The 5643-nt window shown below is 49.8% G+C and carries 2 protein-coding genes and 1 pseudogene; 1 reads left to right on the plus strand and 2 read right to left on the minus strand.

The genetic code is table 11. The features are described from left to right. The first annotated feature begins 655 nt into the window (after nt 1-655). Entirely contained in the window at nt 656-2410 is a 1755-nt protein-coding gene (locus KDK19_RS11480; RefSeq protein WP_257292002.1) for a hypothetical protein, read from the plus strand. Between the two features lie 135 nt (nt 2411-2545). Here KDK19_RS11480 and ilvN read toward each other — a convergent pair whose 3' ends face one another. Continuing rightward, nucleotides 2546-3037, minus strand: a complete 492-nt coding sequence (gene ilvN, locus KDK19_RS11485) for an acetolactate synthase small subunit (RefSeq protein WP_257275023.1) — start codon at nt 3035-3037, stop codon at nt 2546-2548. After that, a pseudogene (locus KDK19_RS11490) lies at nt 3037-4754 on the minus strand (acetolactate synthase 3 large subunit). Before KDK19_RS11490 ends, ilvN begins: the two are co-directional and overlap by 1 nt. Nucleotides 4755-5643 lie beyond the last annotated feature (889 nt).

Raw genomic sequence — 5643 nt, forward strand, 5'->3', positions numbered from 1 at the left:
TAAGCAATACATCGAACAGCAGGATAGACCGCATTAGGAGTCCTATCGGACTCCGAGCTATCCTTCCCAGCACTAGAAGTACTGGGCTTGACGCTCTTTCCGGTCATCTTCCATAGTAGAAGCATCCCACAATACCATAAACGTAAATACCGCCATGCTCAGACCTGCTAAGGTGCATCTGAATGTTTTTGTGCCGGCCTGTAAATGACTGTGCCCAAAAAGCACAAAAAAAACGATGAGTATCTTTAAAATTCTATGCTGTCCAATTCGGTCTCTAACCATCGAAACGTCCAATGCCTGATTTATTCTGCAGACCAGTATAGATAACTTTAAAACCGCTGCTTTTAAAAAGGATAAGCGTTAGAAATGCTGCTCAAAAACAAGTTTCTTGAAATGAGCAGACCATCCCGATTTGAGAGCGGTTGTAGCCGACTGTTTACTGATTCTTTTGAGTCGTGCTCTGCTTCGATGTTAAGAGCTTACTGAACTGATGCCTCGACCTGCCGAAGGGTTTTGATCAACCTTGTGCATGATTATCTTAAGCCCATAATCCTGAACAATCGGCCAGATGCACGCTCATTTCATATTGGAAGAGGTCAGGAATGCATACTTATCTTGTTGTTAGGCTACTTTGCACATAGCTGGATAAAAATGTATGGATTTAACGATGAACAAAACCCTCTCCACGGTGTTTCTTTTGTTGTTGTTCCCGTTGTCTGTCATTTGCAAGGCCGAAAACCTAACAGGACGTTTTGTTGTCGAATTTGTGCCGGATCGTGGTTCAGTTTCTCCGGATCATATCTTTTCTATAAAGCCCGACCTGAATACATTGTCGGGCAGCTCGCCGGACATTGAGGGTACAAACGGTTTCAACGACCCGGATTTTCCGGCTGATGACAAACGACATGGACTTAATGGTTACGGATTAACAACAACCCTTATTGAGTCGATTTCGTGGCAATTGCTTTGTGCCACTCCGCTGCTGGTTGCTTATGAACTGGCTCTGACCACCAATGACACCTCTCCAGACTTCAAAACTTATTCCCGGCTAACTTTAGAAACGTTTATCGCTGTTGGCTCGCTGTTAAACAGCTATTGGAACCTCAATTCACCGATGTTTAACCCCATGGGACAACCAGAGGCGAATCAGGATCACCCGTTTGCGATCAACACCATGACGTTTGGTCCCAGAAATAACCCAAAACAAGGCCAGTCATCCAACTTATCCACCCAGCAAACCTCAGGGACAAACACCCAAGTTAAAGGCATTGTCACAAGTTACCCGCATTCTGACTCTGGCGGTGGTAGCGAAAACCCCGAACAACAACAGCAGCATACTTTCGGTTTCAATTGTTACGTAGATAACTGTCATGGCGTTTGTCGATTCCGACCACCACCCGTTAAAGAAGATCTGGTTGGAGCAGGTGAGTGCCCTATATGCTTTATGACGTTTAAAAATGTGACTGTTACCCCCTGTTGTTCGCAGCAAATTGACACAGACTGTTTACGAAAGGTGTTTTTGAGCCCTTCACAACTGTCAGCGAAAACCTGCCCATATTGCAGAGCAAGCCTGTATTTTTTAGCACAATCACCGGATTTTACAGCAAACGCAGGGGCACATCGGGACTTACGAGCTCCTCATAACGAGCCCTCTGGCATCGGTTCCTCACAAACGAGCTCTTTCGTTAACACTACGAGACGCGGGCGAATGATCTGTGACGTGACCATAGTCGGCGAACATGGTCAGCTGCGGCCATGCGGGAGGGCTTTTAACAATCCCAGAGCCCTGTCAAGTCATAGATACAGATGTCACCATAGCGGGGAACAAATCTGTGAGGAGATAGTAATCAGCGAGGGTGGCCAGCGGCGGCGGCCATGCGGGAGGGTTTGCCCAAATGCCAGAGCCCTGTCGATTCACAGAAGCAGACACCACACCGGGCAACAAACCTGTGGCGAGACCGTCATCGGTCGGGATGGCCAGCGGCGGCCATGCGGGAGGGTCTGCCCAAATGCCAGAGCCCTGACGATTCACAGAAGCAGACACCACACCGGGCAACAAACCTGTGACGAGACCGTAATCGGCGAGGATGGCCAGCTGCGGCCATGCGGGAGGGTCTGCCCAAATGCCAGAGCCCTGTCAGTTCACAGAAGCAGCTGCCACAGCTGGCAACAAACCTGTGACGAGACCCTAATCTGCGAGGATGGCCAGCTGCGGCCATGCGGGGCTATCCTCACAAATGCCAGAACACTGAGCGATCATAGATTGAGATACCACACCGGGCAACAAACCTGTGACGAGACCATAATCAGCGAGGATGGCCAGCCCCGGCCATGCGGGAAACTCTGCAGAAATGCCAGAGCACTGCAGGATCACAAATCCAGATACCACAGCCGGGCAGCAAACTTGTGACCTTATCATAATCGGCGAGGATGTCCAGCCGTGACCATGCGGGATGGTCTGCCCAAACGCCGGAGCCCTGTGGAACAGAACACCTCTCCGGTCAGAGCCGAAGAGGTATCAGTAAGAAATGAGTTAATAAAAGCGTTACAAACTCAAAACTTTCTCGCCGCGAGCGATACCCGTAGTACCACTACGAACCACTTCCAGCACCTGAGTCTGACCGATAGCGGCAATAAAGCCATCCAGTTTGTCCTGGGTACCGGCCAGCTGAATGGTATAAACCGAGCTGGTGACATCGACTATCTGCCCCCTGAAGATGTCCGCAGTGCGTTTTACTTCAGCTCTCAGTGGGCCGCTTGCACGTACCTTAATGAGCATCAGTTCACGTTCAACATGATGGCCTTCGGTCAAATCCACCAGCTTAACGACATCAATCAGCTTGTTGAGCTGCTTGGTGATCTGCTCAATCACTTGTGGATTACCGGAAGTGGTCACTGTCAGACGAGACAACGTCTCATCTTCAGTAGGCGCAACGGTCAGGGTTTCAATGTTGTAATTACGCTGGGAAAATAACCCGACAATACGTGACAAGGCGCCCGGCTCGTTTTCTACCAGTACAGAGATAATCCGTCTCATCAGGTTCTCTCCGTCTTGCTGAGCCAGAGGTCACACATGCCGCCATCCTTGATTTGCATCGGATAGACATGCTCATTGGGATCAACCTGAATGTCCATAAATACCAGACGATCTTCCAGAGAAAAGGCTTTTTCCATCGCAGGCAGCAGCTCCTCCGGGCGAGTGACCCTTATACCTATATGTCCATAAGACTCTGCCAGTTTAACGAAGTCAGGCAGAGACTCCATGTAGGAGTGTGAGTAACGGCTGTCGTACTGCATATCCTGCCACTGTCGTACCATACCCAGCGCCTGGTTGTTGATGTTAATCACCTTCAGGTGCAAATCATATTGCAGGCAGGTTGACAGTTCCTGAATATTCATCTGGATACTGCCTTCACCGGTCACACAGGCCACCTGTTCCTCAGGGAAGGACAATTTGATACCCATGGCCGCTGGCAGGCCGTAACCCATGGTGCCAAGACCACCGGAGCTGATCCAGCGATTCGGCTTGTTAAAACGATAGTGCTGGGCAGCAAACATCTGATGCTGACCTACGTCGGTGGTCACAAAGGCATCACCTTTGGTAACTTGATAAAGAGACTCAATCACCTGCTGGGGCTTGAGAATGTCGTCAGCTTTCTCATAAGTAAACAGGCCTTTTTCTCTCCAGGAATCAACGCTTGCCCACCATTCTGCCCGAGCGGCATTGTCCTGAGAACCCTGATACTCGTCTAACTGAGAGAGCATGTTTTCCAGAACAGCATCGACCGGTCCCACGATGGGGATGTCGGCCACAACATTTTTGGAAATGCTGGCCGGATCTATATCTATATGGATGATCTTGGCGTCCGGACAGAACTTTTCAGTATTATTGGTCACCCGGTCATCAAAACGGGCACCCACCGCCAGAATCAGGTCGGATTGATGCATGGTTTTGTTGGCACAATAGCTGCCATGCATTCCCAGCATTCCGACAAACTGACGATCAGACCCCGGGAAACTCCCCAGACCGTTCAAAGTATTGGTGACAGGCACGTCCAGCTTTCTGGCCAGTTCTGTCAGTAACTTTGATGCCTGTCCCAAAACCACACCACCACCGGCATAAATAACCGGTCTGCGAGCTTTCATCAGCAGTTCAACCGCTTTGCGAATCTGCCCGTTATGACCTTGGCAGGCGGGTTGTAAGAACGGATTTTGACCTTTTCCGGGTACTTGTACTCGTATTTCTTTGTCAGGTCGGTAATGTCCTTGGGAATATCAACCACCACAGGACCTGGCCGCCCGGTCTGGGCAAGATGGAAAGCCTTGCGGATAACCTCTGGAATATCTTCAGCTTTCTTCACCAGGAAGCTGTGCTTGACGATAGGTCGGGAGATACCCACCATATCCACTTCCTGGAACATGTCAGTCCCGATAAAGCCGGACGGTACCTGACCCGAAATCACCACCATGGGAATAGAATCCATATAGGCGGTGGCAATACCAGTGATCGTATTGGTAGCGCCTGGTCCTGATGTCACCAGCGCAACTCCGGGCTTACCTGTAGCCCGAGCATAGCCGTCAGCCATATGGGTAGCTGCCTGTTCATGGCGCACCAGAATATGGGTAACGGCTTTTTGTCTGAAGATCGCGTCGTAGACGTGCAACAAGGCTCCACCAGGATACCCGTATATATACTCTACCCCTTCATCAGCCAACGAACGGACCACCATGTCCGCGCCGGATAAAAGCTCCACGTTTGCTTACCCTCGGCAGTACTAATTATTAGAAATGAATCGGCTTGACGCCGTTGAGCTAATGCTCATGAACAGCCCATGCTGCCTGAGCGGTTAGGGACTCCGGCCTCTCTTTTTTCACAGCGTACAAAGCAACAAACGCTGTACTCAAGGCCTCAACATTCCTGTATGGGTAGGGTCAGGAATCTGGCACATGACGCCCGGCAAGGCTCATCTGCCAGCATTCCAAGGAATGCTCTGATCAGGGAATGGATAAGTCCCCCGGATTGTCGCATAAACCCCCGAATTCACCTGATTAGGTAGCCCCGGGAGGACACATTCTTTACCTTCACTGGAGCAGAGTCAATAGCGGAACGTAGCAGAATTACGGAAATTGCGTACATTTTAGTGGTAAGGATAAGTATTCAAGATAATCACCACCCTGTCACTCACCCTCTGGCTTTAGCTCAACATCCAGACTCGAACGACAGCGAACGTCCAACCTCAGCGTCGTCTTATCTTATAGTCTGAGAACGTAGCCATGCCCATTTTCATAGTGATCGTCAGCAGAACGACCACTCGCAGAGTGTTACTGGAATTCTTAGATAAGCATGATAGAGGGAACCCGTTTTATTACATGAAATCGGGCAGGGTGAAGGATGATTCCAAATCGTATTGGGGACAGAAGTTCAATAACCTTGTTCAGTTACATGGAAGACTGACAAGACTCGATTCAGCGGCATAGCCTTTAAATCAGTGGTTGCCAACAGGCAATCCACCGGATTTTATCATTGGGTGGCGTGTTAGTTGTTGGGGAGGCGTTGACGGATGAGTAATTCTAACTGTTCTATTTTTTCGTCGCTACGTTTAAAGCCTGCATGGGTGGCTTCAGTAAGAGCACCAATGGCAG

Source organism: Endozoicomonas sp. ONNA1 (genome assembly GCF_024606325.1).
Classification (GTDB): Bacteria; Pseudomonadota; Gammaproteobacteria; order Pseudomonadales; family Endozoicomonadaceae; genus Endozoicomonas_A.

Coding starts and splice junctions, on each gene's coding strand:
- KDK19_RS11480 (WP_257292002.1), top strand. CDS start 656: ATGGATTTAACGATGAACAAAACCCTCTCCACGGTGTTTCTTTTGTTG.
- ilvN (WP_257275023.1), bottom strand. CDS start 3,037: ATGAGACGGATTATCTCTGTACTGGTAGAAAACGAGCCGGGCGCCTTG.